Raw genomic sequence first — 19220 nt, forward strand, 5'->3', positions numbered from 1 at the left:
TGTAGCATGGCTCTCCGTTTCGCGCAATCCGGCTTCCCTTGACTCGATTGGAGCGGTTGTCGAGGTGCCGACGCCCTGGTTTCGCCAAGTCGCCCGGGATTGCGGCATCGCGGCCCTCAGGCCGGTCGGAAGGACGCTCGCCGTTTTGGCCGCGACCGATACGGATTGAGCTTTCCGAAAAATAAAACGGAGAAGCCGCATGGGCTTCTCCGCTCTTCGACCGGCCTTGCGGCCGGTTTTTTTCAAAACTGGAAGTAGATGAACGTGTTCTGCTCGCCGCGCAAAAACAGGATGAGCAATGCCGCGATCCCGGTATACACGACGGCCCGTACCGGAGCCGGAAAGTATTTGTGCCACCATTCCGACAGGCCGGAGCGGTGCTTGTGCAGGAAATATTCGACGACATGCAGTCCGAACAGCAGCACGACGATGCCCAAATAGACGTTCAAGCCGGTAAATTGGAACGCTTCCGGCCGCAGCATCCGCTTGATCAGCGACAGCGCGTCGCGCAGACCGTTGACCCGGAACAGCACCCAGGCGATACAGGTGATATGGAAGAAGACGACGATGGCGATGAACCGGTAGATGAAGCTTTTGTCCAGGAAGCCGAGGCCGAGCTTTTCCTTGATCATCATATATAGTTTATGGATCGTCGCGAGCAGGCCGTAAAACATCCCCCAGGCCACGAAAGTCCAGGAGGCGCCGTGCCATATGCCGGATATCGTCATCGCGATGAACAGGTTCGTATATTGGCGGACTTCGCCGTTGCGGGAGCCGCCGAGCGGGATGTAGATGTAATCCTTGATCCAGTTGGACAGCGTAATGTGCCAACGCCGCCAAAATTCGGTCGGATTTTGGCTCAAGTAAGGCGTGCGGAAGTTGACCGCAAGCTCCATGCCGAAAAAGTATGCGATCCCGAGCGCCATCTCGCTGTACGCCGAGAAGTCGAAAAAGATTTGAAAGGCGAACATGTAGGCGGCGACCCAGCCTTCGGCGCCGGTCAACGTCGCGGTGCGCGAAAAAAATTCGTCCACGTGGGGCGTCAAATAGTCCGCCAGCACGACCTTTTTGAAAATGCCCAGCGTAAGGAAAAATGCTCCCAGCCGGAAATTGGCGGCGCTGAACCGGATTTTGCGCAGGTTGTCGATTTGCGGCATAAATTCTTTGCCGCGCATAATCGGTCCGGCGACCAAATGGGCATAAAAGGAAATGAACACCCAGAACCGCAGGAGCGATTGCGCAGGCTCCCACCGCTTCTTGTACACGTCGACCAAATAGGCGATCATTTGGAACGTGTAGAACGAGATGCCGATCGGCAGCACGATTTTGAGCAGAAACGAGTTATCCGTCAGCAGCTTGATCGAGAGCCAGTTTTCCGCCGAACGGATCAGAAACGTCGTGTATTTGAAGAAGACCAGGTTAGCCACGTTGACCACGATCGAGAACCAGAGGAAGAAGCGGCTATAAGGCCCTCTCAAAGCTTTGGAGCAATAATAGGTGAAAGCCGTCATCGCCAAGAAGAGCAGCAGGTTGCCTACTCCGGCGACGACGTAGAAGATCATGTTCGCTATGGTCAAGATCGGGATTCGCCAGCGCGGGAACGCATAGAAAAACACGAGCGAGACGATCATCAGCGCGATAAACTCGGGTGTATGAAAAAGCATCGAAAGTTCTCCTATCCGATGGAAGTGTCTATTTCTGCAAATACGGCCACAAAATATCGGCGAGCATGGCGTTGCCTTCCGGCGTCATGTGGGTATGGTCGGAATAATAATCCCCCGGAATGACTCCTTCCAGATCGATATAGGCAACTCCTTTGGCCGCCATCATCCGGTCGATTGCCTCCAGATTCGCTTTATAGCCGGACAGCTCCACGGATTCCTTCATCAGATCGTGGTTCGTACCGCTTAAGACGACCCATGTCCGTTTCCCCTGTTGATGGGCCAGCATTTTGTTCAGGAAGTAAACGTCCCAATTGTTCTCCGACAGATCGAACGGCTTGTCCGTAAAGCTGGCGATCAGCTGCGGGTCCTGCAGCAAATCGTAGAAGTTCAGCCCGATCGATTCCTGCCACTCCTTCTTGATCGTCCAGGCGCGCGAATCGTCCAGCGAATCGTCGGGAACAGGCTGGTTGCGTATATGTACGAGCCAGAGGCGATGCATTTGCTGGCGGAAGTAATCCTTATAGCGAATGAGCGACAGATGGGGCAGCCAGTCTTCGTGCAACGCGCGCGTGAAATATTCGTAAGGGTTGTCCGGCGTCTCGAAGCCGGCGCTCGCAAGCTGCGGCAGCACGTGCTCGTATGCCTCGCGATCCAGCCTGCGCAATTCGTTCCCGAGCCAAAATACGGCGGGCGGGGTCGGCTCCCTGGGGATGAACGACGCGTAACGAATATTGAACAGCAGCCTGTCGCTGGAAATGCCGAATTTGTCCAGCTTCAGCAGCATCGTGTACATATCGCCAAGCTGCATCGCCGGAAAAGCCAAATTGTAGACGGCCGGGGCTCCGGGCTTTTGCTGCAGGAAGACGTTGACCGGCTGGTCCGAATTGCCGGGACTGCCGTACAAGATCGAGTCGCCGAGGATGACGATATAATCGTCGCGTCCGCGCTTGTCGATGTCCCGCTTCAACTGCTGCAGGACGGCATCGATGTCGTGCGTGTTGCTGTTGTTCAGCATGAGCGTGTAGTCCATACGATTGCGATATACGTCGGAAAGCGAGAATGCGTAAGGAAACAAAAATTGCAGGGCGATGAAGAGAACAAGGACGTATTTGACGGATTTCATCTAGTTTGGTTTCACCTTTTTCCAAATTCAATAGTACTATTGTGTCTGAACATTGATTAGACGTCAACTATCGTTGAAAAGTTTTGAATTACGGCGTAATTTGGCAAAAAAGGAGGGCATCCCGAAACGGCCGCGTCGAGGTTCGACACGTTTCCCGATCGAGGATCCCGATTGGCGCTTGCCGGATGCGGCAGGCGTACGGTATAATGTTTCCAATTGTTTCATATCCAATGTGCGATGAAGAAGAGAAGTACGCATGTGCGAAAGCGTCAGAGAGCCGGTGGCGGGTGCGAACCGGTGCGGACGGCATGCCGAATGGACTTCCGAGCATCCGGACCGAGACGGTTCCGATTGCGGCAGCTTGAGCCGCGCGGAGCGTGTAGGCTCCGGCGGGAAACCTACCCGATATCCATGGGCACGGTATCGACAACGCATTAGCGTGCACGCCTTTTTCGGCGCGGCAGGGTGACGTTGCTCCGTACCGCAAAAGCGAGTTTGCCGCAGGGCAAACTAATTAAGGTGGCACCGCGGGCTTTCCGTCCTTTTGTATAGGGACGGAAGGCTCTTTTTTGTTTTTATTGGCGGTAGAAAGCCAAAGGAAAGCATCACTCCGGAGGAACGGGAAAGGACGTGGTCGCGAATGAGCGACGGTTGGTGGCAAACGCAAACGATAGCGGCGATACGCCGGAAAGACCACGCAAGCGGAACATTTATCCGCAAAACACGATTCGTCAGGAGAGGCATATTCAAATGGAGGGATTTCGATGACTAGTAAGAACCATATCGCGGGGCCAAGCTCCGGGCATCACCAGGAAGCATATCGGGGAACGGGACGCCGTCCCGGCCTAATATCGGGCATTCGTCCTACGGGAGAGCTGCACGTCGGCAACTATTACGGCGCGCTGAAAGGGCTCGTCGATCTGCAAGAGCGTTACGACGCACGCTACTTCATAGCGGACATTCATTCGCTCACGACTCATCCGAAGCCGGACGATTTGCGCGGCCATGTGGTCGGGACGGCCCGCAACTATTTGGCCGGAGGGCTCGACCCCGAGCGGTGCACGCTGTACGTACAGTCTTCGCTCGCCGCGGAAATATGCGAGCTGCACACCTATTTGAGCATGGTCATGCCGCTCGGGGAGCTGATGAGGGTGCCGACGTTCAAGGAAAAGGCGAAGCGGCACCCGGACAACGTCAACTACGGGCTGGTCGGCTATCCGGTACTCATGGCGGCCGATATTTTGCTGTTCAAGGCGGAGACGGTCATGGTCGGGGACGATCAGCTCGTTCATCTGGAAATCGCGCGGACGATCGCGAGACGGTTCAATCAGCTGTACGGGAACGTTTTTCCCGAGCCTCGGCCGCTGATCGACAATGCCGCCAGAATTCCCTCGCTGTCGGGAGCGGGCAAGATGAGCAAGTCGGACGGAGCCTCCGCTTATATCAGCCTGCAGGACGACGAGCTCGCAGTGGAGGAAAAGACGCGGAAGGCGCTGTCCGATCCTTCGCGTGTATATCGCGAACAGCCGGGACATCCGACGGCGGAAGGCTGCAACGTGTTCCATCTGCACACGTTCTTTACCGGTGAAGCGGAGCGGGAGCAAATCGCCGACTTATGCCTGAGCGCCCGGATCGGCTGCGTCGAATGCAAGCGGAAGCTCGCTCGGAGTCTGAGCGGCGTCGTGGAGCCGTTCCGGCAGCGGCGCGAGCGTCTGAGCGAAGCGGATACGCTGGAGCTGCTGCGGATCGGGCGGGATAAGGCGAGAGCTTCCGCCCGGCAAGTCATTGCCGAGGTACGTCAAGCGATGGGGCTGCAAATGCTGTAGCGGATGACGGGGGCGCTTCATCCCCCCGCATGGAAGACGATCGTACGGATCGGCTCGTACATCGGCGTCTGTCCGAAATGACTGCGATACAGCACGATGCGGTCGGCCGTCCACTCGTGCGGGCTATCCCCGTCGGGGCGGAATAGGCCGCCCAGCGCGTCTTTGCGGGCCGGCTCGGTACCCGAGTACTGTCGGGCCAGCGTGACGTGAGGAGAGTATGGCCGATTCTCGGGCTCGTATCCGAGCTCGGCCAGCTCGCGCTCGACGTCGGCTTGAAGCGACTTGAGCGCGAGCTGGCTGCCGCCGAGTCCGGCCCACAGGACGCGGGGGGCTTGCGGCGCGCCGAATGTGCCCGCGCCCAGCAACTGCAACGGAAAAGGGTTGCAACGTGCCGCGATGCGCTCCAGCTTCGTTTCGATCGCGGGCAGCGAGACGAGAGCGACTTCTCCGATAAATTTCAGCGTAATGTGCAGATCGTCGGGGTGGACCCACTTTTTGAACGGCAGCTGCCGTTTCAGTCCGTTCACGGCCTCTCCGGCCTTGGTCTTCAGCTCGGAGGGAATCGGCACGGCGACGAAAAGCCTCGGTTGTTCGGACGTCGTCGATTGCGTCATAAGACATCATCACCTTTCGAGCACTATATTACCGTTTTAGGCGGAAATCTCCAAATCGGTTTCGGCGGGCGGTCGTGAACGTGTCGGAAAGCGTTATCCGGAATCTAATTTTAGACATCTTTCGGACAAATTGTCCGACCTTATTGAACGCCATGGCGAATACTGCTATCATAGCGATATTAAACAAACAGCAGAAGGTGTGGTAACTTGTGACGAAACGGGCATACAATTTTAACGCCGGACCGGCCGCGCTGCCGCTGGAAGTACTCCGGCAGGCGCAGGAGGAGTTCGTCGATTTTCAAGGAATCGGCATGTCGATCATGGAAATTTCCCATCGGAGCAAACAATACGAGCAAGTGAACGACGAAGCGCAGGCGCTGATCAAGGAACTGCTCGGCATCAAATCCGGCTACGAGGTGTTGTTTCTTCAGGGCGGAGCCAGCACGCAGTTTGCGATGATTCCGATGAACTTCCAGAAGCCGGGACAAGCGGCGGGATACGTGCTCACCGGAAGCTGGGCCGATAAAGCGATCAAGGAAGCGCAGGGCATCGGGGAAACTTATGTGGCCGCCAGCGGGCAAGCGAGCGGATTCCGCCGCATACCGGACTTGGGCGAGATCGAAGTGCGCCCGGACGCGGCTTATGTGCATATCACGTCCAACGAAACGATAGCGGGCTCCCAATACGCCGCCTACCCGGATACCGGCTCGGTTCCGCTGATCGGCGACTTGTCCAGCGATATTTTGTGCCGTCCTGTAGATGTATCGAAATTCGCGCTCATCTATGCCGGCGCCCAGAAAAATCTCGGCCCGTCGGGCGTAACGGTCTCCATCATCCGCGACGACCTGCTGCAGAACGAAGCGAAGCACCTGCCTACGATGCTCCGTTATGGAACGCATTCCAAGAGCAAATCGCTGTACAATACGCCGCCGGTCTATTCCGTCTATATTATGAATCTCGTGCTGAAGTGGATCAAGGGCAACGGCGGGCTCGAAGCGATGGAGCGGATCAACCGCGACAAAACGAAGCTGATCTACGACGCCATCGACGGCAGCGGCGGCTTCTACCAAGGACTCGTCGAGGCGGACAGCCGATCGCTCATGAACATTACGTTCGCGATCGGCAGCGAGGAGCTGGAGAAGAAATTCATTCAAGAATCCGAGCAGCAAGGCTTCGTCGGCTTGAAGGGCCACCGCGACGTCGGCCATATGCGGGCGTCGACCTACAATGCGGTTCCGTACGAGAGCTGCAAGGCATTGGCCGAGTTCATGAACGATTTCAGACAGCGCAACGGGTAACAGGAAAGGACGGGAGTATCCCTTTTATCGGGCGACTCCCGTCCTTTTTTCGAACGATAAGGAAGGTGTATGGCGGGTCCGGCCAGGATCTGCCTGCAAATGTGCATCTTGTTTGGCTTCAATTCGACCGAATGGCTCTGTTGCCTGCAAATGTGCAGGCAGATTGCGCTATAACTCGCTAAAAACGGCTAGTTTGGGAAAGTTACCTGCACTTTTGCAGGCAGATAGCCGGATTTGGCCTTCTTGGACCGAATCTGCCTGCACTTTTGCAGGTAAGCCGGAGGGGGCCGCCGGTTCCGTGATTTTCATTGGCCGCCGGGAGCCGATTTGGTGAAATGGAGCATCAGGGCGAGATGACCGGCCGGTTATGCGACATCCGATAATCGGACGGAGACATGCCGTGATGCTCGCGGAATACGCGGGCGAATGTACGGTAGTTGTCGTAGCCGACCTCGAGACAAATGTCGGAAATGGACATTTCGCTTGCCGTCAGCAAAGTCGTGGCCCGGGAGATGCGCAATTCGTGCATATAGTCGCCCACGGTTTTGCCCGTATACTCTTTGAACATCCGGCTAATATAGGACGCATGCAGGTTGAAATGGGACGAGACGGAATTGAGCGTAATGGGCTCGTTGTAGTGCAAATGAATGTAGCGCAATATGTTCCATACGCGCATTTTCGGATGGTTGTGTTGAACGGCAGCAGACTCGGTCCCGTCAAGCATCGCTCTCAGCAGCAGGGTGACCACCTCGATCAGCTTGCCGCGCAGGATGGCATCCCTTCCCATATGCGATTCTTTGTACTCCTTGACGATTTGCCCGATCAAGGTTGTAACCGCGTTCAACCGGTCGCCCTCGAAATGGTGAAACGACGGGAGCTCCGAGCCGATTTTATGGATCCAGCGATTCATATAATCCTCGTACGGATTGCCGAACAAAATATGAATATCGAACATGCAGCTGTACAGCTTGATCGGATCGGAGCTGCTGCTGCTTAGCTCGTGAATGTGATGGGGGAGCAGCAGCGACATCGTGCCGCGTCGCAGCTCGTGAGTGACTCCGTTGATCGATTCGCTTCCGGTCCCTTCCATGACGAAGGAAAGCTCGGCGAAGTCGTGATAGTGCATCGGGTAGTGCGCCCCGGGCTGATTGTATGAAACGTAGAAGGGAAGCATGCCTTTTTGTTGGCCGACCAAAAATCGGTCGTTTGGCGTCCTGATACTGCGGAAAGACCGCCATACATATTCCTCCTTGTAACGAAAAGCGGAGTGGGAGAACCGAATACTGCTATCCGACGGGACTGGTATAAAGTCGGACCTGAAACGTCACTTGTATTAAACTTGTTTGTATTATACCATACAACTCCGTCCGACTGGGCGAAGATGATATGAATTTTTCGGCCGAAAATGAACCTTTCCCTTCCTTGCGGCGTCATAACGTATGTAACTGTTATCCAGCCTACTCCGGAGGGATTCCTATCGTCTATACTTTCGCTTTCGCCGTTGCATTTGCAATCGTTTACTTCCTGATACCGCCGCTGCGCCGGCTTGCTTTCCGCATCGATTTCGTGGACAAGCCCCGCGAAGACAGCGAACGCAAAATTCACCGGGAGCCGATCCCGTTGACCGCAGGAATCGCCATTTTCATCGGATTCGTCTGCACGTTCCTGCTGTTCGTCGAGCAGGAGACGAGCCGGACGGTCGCCATTTTGGCCGGATCGTTCATGGTGCTCGCGATCGGCACGATCGACGACTGGTACAAGACGCACCGCAAAGAATTTCCCGCCATGCCGAAATTTCTGGTACAGGTGGCCGCCGCCTATTTGGTGTACAAGTCCGGCATCGTGTTCTACGGCTTTTCCAATCCGTTCACCGGACAGGAAGTGCTGCTGCCGGAATGGCTGCAGCTCGTGCTGACCGTGACGTGGATATTCGGCGTCACGACCGTCATTAATTTCTCCGACGGGATGGACGGCCTGGCCGGAGGCTTATCCGCGATTTCCGCGGGAACTTTGTTCATCGTCGCCTTGGCCAAAGGGCAGTCGAGCCCGGCGATGATGGCGATCATCGTCGTGGCATGCGCGCTCGCCTATTTGCGCTACAACAAAGCGCCCGCCAAAGTGTTCATGGGCGACGCCGGAGCGACGTTCTTCGGCTTTCTGCTCGGCGTTATCGCGCTTGACGGGGCTTTCAAGCAGGCGACGCTGCTGTCGTTGTTCATCCCGATTTTGGCGCTGGGCGTCCCGATTTTCGACAACCTGTTCGTCGTATTCCGCAGGCTGCGCCAAGGCAAGCCGATCTATCAGGCCGACGCGAGCCAAGCCCATTATCGGCTGCTGTCGACCGGCATGAAGCCGAAGCAGGTCGTCGCTTTTCTGTGGCTCGTCAATGTGTGCCTCAGCATGATGTCGATCATTTTGCTGCTGTTGACCGTGTAGGAAAAGCAAAATCGGGTCTTCCGGATAAGGGAGGCCCGATTTTGTTGAGAAAGTGGAGCAATTGCCGCACTAACGCGAGGAAGTTTGGCCCCAAAGCACCGTCTCGGCATGGTGCATCCGGAACTGCTCCGCATATTCGCGCATCATTTTGCGCACTTCGGGATCCGCCTTCATACGGGAAACGTAATCTTCCCATTCTTGCAGCGGGCTTTCCCCGGTAATTACTTTCGTCAGCAGCATATTTTTGTCTTTGAACAAATCGGCGGAGCGGCTCATATACGTGTCGGACACGAGTCCTTGCAGCGGAGTCGGCACCCCGAGCTCGGCGTACTGCTCCGACAAGCGGATTTGGCGCTCGTTGAACGCGGTCGGGGCTTTCGGCGTAACCGCTTTGGCGTGAGGCTCGTAATATCCGACCCCTATCGAAATATCTCCGATTTCTTGCTTCCGGAGCGTCTCATGGATTTGAATCGTCCCGTTGTCCGCCACATGATGCCGGCCCTCCAACCCGTATCGCTCAAAATCTTTGAACGTTTGCGTAGCTGTTTGGTCGAGGAAAGAAACGATTCGTTCCACTTTTTCCTTCGGAACGTGCGAGGCTATCATCAGTACGCCGATATAACCCGGAGGCTGGAAGCTGCTGTAGCCGCCAGGTCCTCGCAGCGGCGGCAAGGTGATCCATTCCGCTTGCGGATCTTGGCTCTGTGCCGTCATCTGGATTTCCCACAAGCCGTTCAACGGGTTGCCGAGCGAGCCGGCTTTGCCGTTCTTCGCCAAATCTCTCTCCTGGCCGTACAGTTGCAGCATGTACATCGGCGGAATGACCCCCTCCGCGTATAGGCCGCGGAACCAGGCGACCATATCGCGGTAGCCTGCGGTCATGAACGGGATCAGAAGATGATCTCCTTCGAACGTCGGCGTATTGACGCCGAAAGCGGAGCCGAGCGGGCCGGCCGCCGCGTTCAGGGTAGGTCCGTATACGGCCAATCCGTACGTATCGCGTTTGCGGTTGCCGTCCGGATCAAGATGGGCGAATGCCCGCAATGCCGCCGTATATTCGTCTAAGGTGGCCGGGACGGGGAGGCCCAGCTTGTCCAGCCAGTCTTTGCGAATGTGAAGGGCGAGATCGGTCAACCCCGTCGGACGGGGAATGCCGTACAGCTTGCCTCCGATCTTCGTGTTGTTCCATACCGTCTTCGGAATGCGCGCCAGGTTCGGATATTTGCGGGCATCGCCGAGAAAAGGCGTAAGGTCGTGAAAAGCTCCTTGCCGGATTGCGCCGAGGCTGATCGACGAATACGGGTCCAAATTCAACACAATATCGGTCAGCTTCTGGGAAGTCACATCCAGACGGAACTGGTCGTGGTAGCTGTTGTACGGAACCGCCCGGATTGCCAGGCTGACGCCCATTCTATGCTGTAAATCACGATAGTACGGGCTGGAAAAGTCTGGGGCATCACCGTATAGAACGGTCGTGATGCCAGTCGCCGTCCGCTCGTCCGAACCCGACGGCGACTGGGGCGATGCCGGCGCAAGGGCGTCGGGGAGCATGATGCAGCCGGTGAGCACGGCGAGCGTCAGCAGGACAAGCGGAACCTTCTTCACCACTTTGAATGTTGGCATGGCAGGAATTGGTCCTCCCCTTCGACCGAATGTGCAAGGGGAATCCGCCCTTGCGTGAACGGGCGGATTCCTGACGGCTGTTCCGGTTATTTCGCGCCCAACTGGGCCGCGATCTTTTTGTCGACGCGTTCGCCTGCTTCGCGGAGCGCCGTATTGACGTCCGTTCCGGAAACGACGGCATTCAGCGCCGCGCTCGTCTCGGTGTTGGCGATGGATTGGTACTTGGTCTTGATCGTCGGCGGCGCGAACGTTTTCGGCAAGGCGGCTTTAATGTTTTTACCTTTGTATTCCGGAATATCGGCGCCGATCTGTTGGGCTATCGATTGATCTTTCAAGATCGGGATGTAGCCGTTGCGGACGACGAACTGCTGAAATTCATTCGAGGTTAAGTAGGACAGCACTTGAAACGCGGCATCGCGGTTTTTGCTCGTTTTGGACAGGAAGAAGAAGTTCGGGTACGACTGCGAGCCGATTTCCGGTTTATCTTTCAATATCGGCAATGTAACCGTATCCCAATTCACCGAATCTTTGTACGTCCGGCCTCCGCCGTGCAAAGTCATGAACATCGCGATCGTGTTGTTTTTGTAGAACGGATCCTGCTCATTGGCGAAGAAAAATTTGTTTCCCGGCATTCCGTTACCCGGAATTTGGTAAAAGCGGACCAGATTTTCGAACGCTTTCTTGAAATTGTCCGCCGTGAACAGCGACTTGTTCGTGCTCAGATCGATATGCGCGGCTCCGAGCTGATTCAGCATCATAATATGCTCGAACGCCATCGACAGCCCTCTGTACTGGACGTTATTGTCCATGCGGGTCGTTTTCTTCGCCAGCTCGTAAATGTCGTCCCACGTCATGCCGTCCTTCGGATAAGGCACCCCGAACTTGTCGAATATATCCTTATTGTAGAACAGCACTCCGGTCGTAGTCCAGGCCGGCAGCGCATACAGACCGCCGTTCGCCAGCTTTTTCTGGATTTCCACCGTAGTCGGTTCGAGCTTGGACAAATCGTACTTGTATTTCGCGATCAGGTCGCTGATATCGCTCTGCATCTGCATATCGAATACGATACTGCCGGTTGCGCTCGTTACGATGTCGGCGTTGCCGCCGGATGAAATCAAGTTTTCCAGCGATTTGGCGTTATCCTGCGGGACAATCGTAATTTTGTAGTTCGGAAATTTCTCTTTCAACTTGTTGCCGTAGTTGTCCATAATCCAATCGAGCTTATTGCCGGAGCTGTCATAGATCGTAAGCTCGGCCGGCTGGGAGGCGATATCGGGCTTGTCGGCGCTTTGGGCGTTTGGCGAGCCGCCGGCCTTATCTTGGCCGCCGCATGCGGCGAGCACGGATAAGCAGAGGAGCGGGACCGCAAATCTTGTTGCTTTGTTGTTGGCTGCAAACATATGGGAAAACCTCCTGAGTGGTGTGTGTGCTCTGACTATTGTTGAGAAAGCGATGTAATACTGTTGGGCGTCAAGGTTAAGGTAGCGCCGCCTGCGGCTGTGCTGGTGATGGCGGGCAGCTGCTGATAGCGCAAGCTGTCGTCGCTCGTACGGATGTCGAACGTGCCGTCGCCAGCCATCAGCTTCACGGAATGGCTCGTTGCGTTCGAAGTGTTGATCAGAATCAGTTCCAGCTTGCCGTCCGGCTTGCGGAAGGCAAGCGTAAGCACGTCGCTTACGGAATCGGCCCCGATTCGGACCGATCCGGCCGGAATTCCGTTATGGTAATGCTTCAGCATGTCATATACCGGATACCATGTTTTCGTCCAGTGATTGTAGGCGGTCAGGCCGCCCGTATCGGTGGCCGAATAGCAGAAGTAATAAATCAGATTCGCGTTGCTGTAGGCGAGAATGTCATAATAAGCGAGCGCGTTGCGCATCGCCCGCAGCCACGTATTTTTGTCCGACAGCTGCCCGTGCGTCTGGGCTTCGGCTTCGCCTACGACAAGCTTGGCTTGATAGACGGCGGATGTGTCGCGGTAGCTGCGGAGACCTTCAAGTATGCGATCGTAGGAATGAAAGGATAGAACGTCCAGAATGCCGTTCGTATCGTTCTGAAATACGGTATCGGTCCATGCCGCAGAAGTTACGGTGGCGCTATTCGTCTCGCCTCCGACATATTGGGCGTCATATTGGTGGGCTTCCAGCTTCGTTTTCAGCTTTTGCGTAAGGGAGACGTAACGCTCCGCCGTTATGCCCTTAATGTAAACTCCTCCGTACATGGGCTCGTTCACGATCGAGATGTAATCGAAGACGATGCCGTAATGCTCGCGCGCGTAAAGGAAATATCCGGCAAGGCTTTCCACATACTCGTCATCCATACCCGCGGGAAGCTCCATCTGTGCGCCGTTCCAATCGTAATTGGCCGGCTTGCCCGCGATCCAGTTCGGGAATCTCCAAGGACTGAAATGCAGCTTGATGCCTCTCTGCATTAGCTCCTGCAAGCCGAGAAACTCCTCATGCAATTCGCCGGTGTCTCCCGCAGCGAACTGGCTCCACTCGAAGCCGGCCGGATCGGCGTTGTCGTTCTGTTCCTCCAGCTTGTGCCACAAGCTTACATTTCGCACATGGGTCGTCTTCAGCCCGACCAGCATGTTGTCCAAATAATTCGGATCGGCGTCGGCGAACCGCCGCATTTGCCTTGTATAGATATTGCCTCCCCAGCCGTCGATCGCTTGATGGTAGACGGCCGCGTTCACCCCGATCGTGATTTGCGACGGCACCGTTTCGTACACTTCGATCTCCAGCAATCTCGCGATCGTATCGATCGTGCTGGAGTCGGAGATGTTCAATCTCAGCTTGCGCGTCGTAACCGGCGTGAAGGAGATATCGTTAAACTGTCCGAGGTATCCGTCCTTGTCGTTGTTCGCGACGGATGCGGCGTTCAGCCACTGGCTGCCGTCCCAATACTCTACATCGAATGCGGCGATTTGCCAGTTGATGCCGGAAGACGAACCGCTCCATACTTTGACATTGCCGACTTTTCTGTCCGAACGCCATTCCAGCTGGAACCAATGCGGCTCCGCTTTGTCCCATTTGGACACCCAGCGGTGGTCGTTGGAATTTTTGATGCCGTCGACCGCTTTGTCCGCCGAATACGTGACTCCGCCCGAGATGCTGGTCGAACTGGCGGTCGGGATGGCCGCCGGAGCGATATTGACGTCTTGGGCGTTGACGCGGCTTGACGTTCCGCCGACCATCAGTATCGACAATCCCAGCAAGACGCAAATAAGCAGCTTCACAGATAATCGCCGGCTGAAGAAATTCATTGCCTGCATATGCGTGATCCCCTTGCCTTTCCTTTAATTTTGATACTTATTACGATGCCGGACTGTTCGTTTGCCGTTCCGGTCTGGATGATATCCTCCTTCGCATTTCATGATAGGACGTTATGATGCGGCTGGAATACGGGCGAATAGTTGAGCGGGCCGGTCGGCGGAGCGGAAGTGGAGAAAGCGCGCTGTATCAAGGATTTGATTGATCCGTGGCGGCCGGAGGTCTTTTTTTGCTCCGGTATGCGGCGATTGGAACAAAAAAAGACCGCCTATGCGGCAGGCGGATGCCGGCTATGGCGGTACTTCTGGGGGATCTGCTATCCTTGCTCCTGCCGGTAATGGGCCGGCGTTTGTCCAGTCAGCGTCTTGAACACGCGGCGGAACGTGCGTTCGGTATACCCGATCTCCTCGGCAATTTCGACGACGGTTTTATCGGTATGTGCGAGCAGTTCCTTCGAGCGTTCGATTTTCAGCTCCGCGACGAATTGGGCGAAGCTCTGACCGGCATGTTTGTTGAACAGCCTACTGAAGTGCGAATGGCTGACCCCGACATAATCGGCGACGGTTGTCAGGGAGTGGTCTTGCGACGCATGCTCCCGCATATACAGCACTGCTGCTTCCACGATCGTTTTCCCCCGATCGGCGTTCGCCGCTTCGAAGATCGGCAGAAGGCGGGGAAATACTTCGTCCGCGAACAAATGCCGGAAGTCATCCGATGTTCGGGCGGCCGTCATCCGCTCCAGTACGTCCATTTCCGAGAGCGGGTTGGCTTCATGTCCGGTCATCTCGGCCGCGGTCTGCACGAGCCGGATATACAGCATATGAAAAGCCCGCTCGATGTGCGGTGTAGGGTATCGCCGGTCCGTAACGGCGGCAGTAAATTGCGCGAAATCGTGCTGTACGCGTTCGCGGCTGCCTTTCTGCAAGCTTTGGACGATTGCCGTCTCCAACTCGAACGGATAGCGAAAATCGTGCTGCAGCGGCTCCAGATCGCGATAATGAACCGTCCGGCAACCGCCTGCGACCATCCGGAGGCTGAGCGCTTCCAGCGCTTCCAGGTACGATGCTCGGATATGCTTCGGATGATCGTGGCGGGTTCCGATGCCGACAGACACTTGTACCTTCAAATAGGTGCCGACATAAAGCCGAATCGTCTCTGCGATTTGCTGCTTCATCGCCCGGTCGTGCTCGTCCGCCGAGAGTCCGGCTGTGTGCATGACGATCATGACATGAGCGGTCTCGAGGCCGTAGACGAAATGGCAGCCCACATTATGCTGGTTCAGGACGTCCTGGCAGACGCTGGAGATGGCCAGCAAAATCAGTGAGCGGTCCTCTTTCCCGAAATGGCCGTGCAGCTCGTAGTTTTCCGCCTCGACGATCATCACGTCCCATCCGGCATCCGGATTCAAGCCGTGCTGCATGCACAATTCGCCAACCCGATCGTGGCTTTCATTCTCATAATGGCCGTATATGAGATGCAGGAACAAAAATTCCCGAAGAGCGGTTTCGTCCTGCTTCGATCGTTCGTAGAACAGGCCGAGTTGATCTTTCAGGCTGCCCCATTCTTGGCGAATCCAGCTCCATTCGTCGATTTTGCCGCGGGTATCGAGCGGATAGCTCCCGCCCGGAACGAGCTGCTGCTTGAGCAGACTGCGAATCGGGGCGTACAGCTTGCGGGAGTTGAAATAGAGCAGCAATATTCCGGCGATGAATGCGATAAGGCAAATGAACAGCGTGCTGTACGCCACCTCCGCCTTCAAAGCGTCCATCGCGGATGTGGGAACGAGCAATACGGTAATCCAGCCCGTAGACGGCGATTTGGAGTAAACGATCTGGGCGGACGGGCGATCGAGCGAAACAATGCCTGTCCGTTCACCTGCCTGTCCCGGAACGTCCACGATTTGCGAGAACCAGTCCAGGCGTTCCCCTACTTGTCCGATGCCGGCCGATGGGCCGGAGACGGAGACGAGGGTGCCCGTTTCGTCCAGAAGCAAGACCGGTCCCGACCGCAACTGCTCCGTCGAGCTTAAAATCGACTGTAAAGCGTTTTCTTGAATGTCGATCGTCAAATAGGCGAGCGAGACGTTCGTGAACAAAGGGAGCGGCTGCACGTAAGTGACCGCCCGCTCGTTCGGTTTCACGATCCATTTCGGCTTGGAGTCCAGGCCGATGGAATTGAGAAACGGATATCGGCCGGCCAAGTCATTGATCTTCTCATAGCCATGGGTTGTGGATAATACGATATGCTCTGCGTGGAGCAGCAAATTGACGGTATTGTCGTATTCGATGGAGCGGGATATCGCATTCAACTTGTCCGTGATTTGCATCATATCGATGTAACGGCTCCGGTCGTTCTGGTAAATGTATTGCTGGAGAGCGGGGTCCAGAATGAGCCCCCGGACCGTCTTGGACACCCATTGGAGCGAAGCGTCGATCCGCTGCTGCATTTGATCGATCATTTCCAGGTTCGCCCGGTTTACTTCCCGCTGCAAGTGCCCGGATATCAACGTATAGGAGAAAAAGGCGACCAGCATAATCGGAATGCATACGGTCAACAATCCGAAGCTGATCAAACGTTTGTAGTAGGAGCCTGTAATGAGCAGCGTTCTCCAGCGGAATATCTTCATGGACTGTATTCCTCCGAACTTGGCGGGGATCGACGAATATGGCTACTATTATGAACGATCTGAAGCGGACAGGCAAGCCGGGCCAAACGACGTTTTCCGACAAATAAAGCGGCGATTTTCGCTATTGCAAGTCAGGCGGTTTAATGCCATCCTAGACGAGAAAAGCGTGGAGACAAGGGAAGCCGGCCGCGACCGATGGGGGGGCGTGTACCGGGGCATTACGCGACAGGAGGCAGCCGAATGAACGTGATCGATATTACCGGTGTCATCCGGAACGGCATGTGGAATTACGAGGAGCCGTTTCCGAAATTCCGGATGAGGCCTCTTGACCGTGTCCCGTGGGTGGAAGCGGATGTGTACGCCGAGGTGTTCGAGGGCATGCATTCGCAAACGGGAACGTATTTGGAGACGCCTGCGCATTATTACGGAAGCGATGCCAGCTACGACGTCGCCGATATTCCGATCGGCAAGCTGGTCGATAGACGCTGCATCGTGCTGAAGCTGGACGGGAGCTTGTTCGAAAGCCCGGAATCGAGAGTTCCCATTACGGTCCCGATGCTGGAAAGCTGCCTGGGAGGCGAGCGCATCTCCGAAGACGACGCGATCTTGGTGGCGACCGGTTGGGGGAAGCATTGGATGGATGAGCGCTACCTCGAATTTTCGCCGTATTTTACGTATGAAGCGATGAAATGGTTAATAAAGAAGAGGCCGGTTTTGTTAGGGAGCGATTTCCCGCGATGGGACCATTTGACGAAGTCGGAACGGTTTTTCCCGGAGTTTTACGAGGCGGACATTTTGATGCTGGCTCCGTGCGTGAACCTGGAGACCGTTCGCCGGCCGGACGTCCGGTTAACGGTGCTGCCGCTGCACATATCGGGGACGAGTGCGGTCCCGTGCCGGGCGATATTGATGGAGGAGGCGGACAAGGATGACAAATAAGCGGGATATGCTGGCCAGCCTCGAGCTGATGGATATTCGTCAAGGCGATATCGTGCTCGTGCACAGCTCGCTGACCAGCATCGGCTATGTCGAGGGAGGCGCCGGAGCGGTCGTGGACGCGCTGCTGGAAGCCGTAGGGCCGGAAGGGACGATCGTGATGTCGACGTTGACCGGCTGGTCCGAACCTTTCGACGAGGCATTGACTCCTTCGGCTGTCGGCAAAATATCGGAGACGTTCAGGCAAAGAGTCGACGCGCGCCGGAGCTTGCATCCCGTTCATTCGGTCGCGGCCGTCGGCAAGCACGCGGAATGGATTACGTCTGGCCATGAGCGATGCGATACCGGCTGCGGCCCGGAAACCCCGTATTTCAAAATCAAGGACATGGGCGGCAAAGTCATGCTGCTCGGCGTAGACATGGACCGGAATACGATCATGCACGCGCTCGAAGAAGCGATCGACGCCCGGTATTTGAGGACCGTTACGATCCCCGCTCCTACCTACATCGCAGGGTATGGGCATAAATCGTTCACCTTGAACAAGTTCCCGCCCGGACACCGGGATTTTTTGCGGCTGACGCCCGTTCTGCGCGAGAGGGATGCGCTCGTCGAAGGGAGAATCGGGAATGCGGCCGTTCTCGTGATGGACGTCCGTGCCGTATTCGATATCGGGCTGGAGCTGCTGCGGGACGATCCGCTGTTTTTCATTTGCTCCAATCCGAATTGCAACTCCTGCCATTGGTCCCGGCTTCTGTACGCGGAAGAGGCCATCGATTATTCGATGTACCATGGAAATGGCTGCGCAGATCGGACATGCGAAATATGCGTCGTGGAAAATTGAAGGTCAACCGCCCGCTTACGGAATTCCTGTCCGATAGCGCGCGTATTCCGCTTGCGAAGGAGGGACGATTCGAGTGTTCAATTTCAGCATCAAGGTGGACGGGCGGGCCGCCGCCGGCTTATTGCAACAAATCGAGCTTTGCAGCGAGCTGCAAATTTCCAATCTGGAAATCGACGACGATGTGGGCGGACAGCCGATTGTCGAGCTGACCGGCGCGGAGCTGGAGCGCTACCGGAGCCTGCTCATCGAGCATCACAAAAAAATCGTGCTGCTGAACGGCAGCAAGCCGGCAATCGATTACGACTACTACAAAAAGCTGTTGACGAAAGCGCTGCAGCTTCAAGCGGAGCATATCAAAATACCGGCAATCGGCCAGGAAGCGGACGAGGAGGTCGAGACCGAAGCGCTGTGCCGGCTCGTGCAAGCGGCCAAAGCTTACGGCATCGGCTTGGTCGTCGAAAACGATTCGAGTACGACCCTGTCCGACGATCGCGGCGTGACGGCATTTTATGGCCGGATGAAGGACGGGAATACCGGGATCGTCTTCAATCCGTTGGAGTTCGTCAGGAGGAAGGCCCATCCGTTTTTCCACGTCTATTACAGCAGCAAGCTGAAGGGCGATATCCGGTTTCTGCGGGTAAACGACGGCTTGTTCGCGGACGGAAGGCCCGTCCTTCCGGGACAAGGAAACGCCGAGGTGAAGGAGCTGGCTTCGATTTTGCTGAAGCGCTCGTATAGAGGCTACTTTTCTTTCACCCCTTACATGGAGGAAAAGACGGACGAGGCCGGCTACCGGAGCATGTTGGACAGCTTCAAGAAAATGCTCAAGGAGCTGTGAGGTCTCGACTTGTTTTCGATCAAGTTTGCCCCCGGGCGGCAACGTCTTGCTCGTATGAAATGGAAAAGGTCCGGTTGTAGAAAAAGTCAAAAAGAGAGATTTGCACTACAAAAAGGTGGG

General features: G+C 55.9%; 15 protein-coding genes and 1 other annotated feature. Of the genes, 7 read left to right on the plus strand and 8 right to left on the minus strand.

From position 1 onward, the window contains the following. The first annotated feature begins 64 nt into the window (after positions 1 to 64). Positions 65 to 169, plus strand: a complete 105-nt coding sequence (locus FE784_RS43005) for a DUF6183 family protein (protein WP_425465579.1) — start codon at positions 65 to 67, stop codon at positions 167 to 169. A 73-nt stretch (positions 170 to 242) separates the two neighbouring features. Here FE784_RS43005 and FE784_RS33105 read toward each other — a convergent pair whose 3' ends face one another. Both FE784_RS33105 and FE784_RS33110 read right to left on the minus strand, forming a co-directional pair. After that, the gene (locus FE784_RS33105) at positions 243 to 1664 is read right to left on the minus strand and encodes an MBOAT family O-acyltransferase (RefSeq protein ID WP_139606531.1); all 1422 of its coding nucleotides are present in this window, start codon (positions 1662 to 1664) and stop codon (positions 243 to 245) included. Between the two features lie 28 nt (positions 1665 to 1692). Then, positions 1693 to 2787 (minus strand): SGNH/GDSL hydrolase family protein, encoded by a 1095-nt coding sequence (locus FE784_RS33110; protein ID WP_139606532.1) that lies wholly within the window; start codon positions 2785 to 2787, stop codon positions 1693 to 1695. 228 nt (positions 2788 to 3015) lie between these two features. Continuing rightward, positions 3016 to 3334: a binding site (T-box leader), on the plus strand. Positions 3335 to 3551: 217 nt separating this feature from the next. Between FE784_RS33110 and trpS the strand changes: the two genes are divergently transcribed. Next, complete coding sequence (trpS, locus tag FE784_RS33120; protein ID WP_139606534.1) at positions 3552 to 4613, plus strand: tryptophan--tRNA ligase; 1062 nt, start codon at positions 3552 to 3554, stop codon at positions 4611 to 4613. Between the two features lie 17 nt (positions 4614 to 4630). On the opposite strand, the gene thpR is transcribed toward trpS, so the two are convergent. After that, positions 4631 to 5227 (minus strand): RNA 2',3'-cyclic phosphodiesterase, encoded by a 597-nt coding sequence (thpR, locus tag FE784_RS33125; RefSeq protein WP_139606535.1) that lies wholly within the window; start codon positions 5225 to 5227, stop codon positions 4631 to 4633. Positions 5228 to 5436: 209 nt separating this feature from the next. On the opposite strand from thpR, the gene serC reads away from it, so the two are divergent. Then, positions 5437 to 6525, plus strand: a complete 1089-nt coding sequence (gene serC, locus FE784_RS33130; protein ID WP_139606536.1) for a 3-phosphoserine/phosphohydroxythreonine transaminase — start codon at positions 5437 to 5439, stop codon at positions 6523 to 6525. Positions 6526 to 6868: 343 nt separating this feature from the next. Here serC and FE784_RS33135 read toward each other — a convergent pair whose 3' ends face one another. Next, positions 6869 to 7699 (minus strand): helix-turn-helix transcriptional regulator, encoded by an 831-nt coding sequence (locus tag FE784_RS33135; RefSeq protein ID WP_281287194.1) that lies wholly within the window; start codon positions 7697 to 7699, stop codon positions 6869 to 6871. A gap of 212 nt (positions 7700 to 7911) precedes the next feature. Here FE784_RS33135 and FE784_RS33140 point away from each other — a divergent pair, with 212 nt between their 5' ends. Further along, positions 7912 to 8961 (plus strand): MraY family glycosyltransferase, encoded by a 1050-nt coding sequence (locus FE784_RS33140; protein WP_139606538.1) that lies wholly within the window; start codon positions 7912 to 7914, stop codon positions 8959 to 8961. A 69-nt stretch (positions 8962 to 9030) separates the two neighbouring features. On the opposite strand, the gene FE784_RS33145 is transcribed toward FE784_RS33140, so the two are convergent. The 4 genes from FE784_RS33145 to FE784_RS33160 form a co-directional block, all read right to left on the minus strand. Beyond that, entirely contained in the window at positions 9031 to 10584 is a 1554-nt protein-coding gene (locus tag FE784_RS33145) for an extracellular solute-binding protein (protein ID WP_139606539.1), read from the minus strand. 86 nt (positions 10585 to 10670) lie between these two features. Beyond that, a complete protein-coding gene (locus FE784_RS33150) occupies positions 10671 to 11984 on the minus strand; it encodes an ABC transporter substrate-binding protein (RefSeq protein WP_139606540.1) in 1314 nt (437 codons plus the stop codon). A 35-nt stretch (positions 11985 to 12019) separates the two neighbouring features. After that, positions 12020 to 13861 carry a DUF7402 domain-containing protein gene (locus tag FE784_RS33155; protein WP_139606541.1) on the minus strand — a complete coding sequence of 614 codons (1842 nt, stop codon included), beginning with the start codon at positions 13859 to 13861 and terminating at the stop codon, positions 12020 to 12022. Positions 13862 to 14175: 314 nt separating this feature from the next. After that, positions 14176 to 16485, minus strand: a complete 2310-nt coding sequence (locus FE784_RS33160) for a helix-turn-helix domain-containing protein (RefSeq protein ID WP_139606542.1) — start codon at positions 16483 to 16485, stop codon at positions 14176 to 14178. Between the two features lie 240 nt (positions 16486 to 16725). On the opposite strand from FE784_RS33160, the gene FE784_RS33165 reads away from it, so the two are divergent. The 3 genes from FE784_RS33165 (at position 16726) to FE784_RS33175 (ending at position 19100) form a co-directional block, all read left to right on the plus strand. Then, positions 16726 to 17424, plus strand: a complete 699-nt coding sequence (locus tag FE784_RS33165; RefSeq protein ID WP_176706690.1) for a cyclase family protein — start codon at positions 16726 to 16728, stop codon at positions 17422 to 17424. Further along, positions 17414 to 18262 (plus strand): AAC(3) family N-acetyltransferase, encoded by an 849-nt coding sequence (locus FE784_RS33170; protein WP_139606544.1) that lies wholly within the window; start codon positions 17414 to 17416, stop codon positions 18260 to 18262. Before FE784_RS33165 ends, FE784_RS33170 begins: the two co-directional genes overlap by 11 nt. 73 nt (positions 18263 to 18335) lie before the next feature. Then, positions 18336 to 19100 carry a sugar phosphate isomerase/epimerase family protein gene (locus FE784_RS33175; RefSeq protein ID WP_139606545.1) on the plus strand — a complete coding sequence of 255 codons (765 nt, stop codon included), beginning with the start codon at positions 18336 to 18338 and terminating at the stop codon, positions 19098 to 19100. Positions 19101 to 19220: the final 120 nt, after the last annotated feature.

Source organism: Paenibacillus hemerocallicola, assembly GCF_006265175.1.
Taxonomy (GTDB): domain Bacteria; phylum Bacillota; class Bacilli; order Paenibacillales; family NBRC-103111; genus Paenibacillus_AB; species Paenibacillus_AB hemerocallicola.